Consider the following 241-nt stretch of genomic DNA (forward strand, 5'->3'; position numbering starts at 1 on the left):
TGATCAGGCAGGAGAAACTGGAGGGAAGAATCCAGAGCAAGTAGAAGAAACGCTGAAGCAAGAAGGAATAGATGAAGACAAGAAACTTGAACAGTTGGAAGAACCAACGGAAGAAGCTGGAGAAAAGAAACCCGAACAAATAGAAGAAATGCCGAAGCAAGAAGGAGCAGATGGAGAAACCCAACTTGATCAGGCAGGAGAAACTGGAGGGAAGAATCCAGAGCAAGTAGAAGAAACGCTG

1 protein-coding gene is annotated in these 241 nt (G+C 45.2%); it reads left to right on the forward strand.

The window, feature by feature from the left end; translation table 11 throughout:
• Positions 1–241, forward strand: a 241-nt coding sequence (locus BAQ44_RS30835) for a hypothetical protein (RefSeq protein ID WP_211274092.1), incomplete at both ends; no start/stop codon positions are given.

It is taken from the genome of Bacillus mobilis, assembly GCF_001884045.1.
Classification (GTDB): Bacteria; Bacillota; Bacilli; order Bacillales; family Bacillaceae_G; genus Bacillus_A; species Bacillus_A mobilis.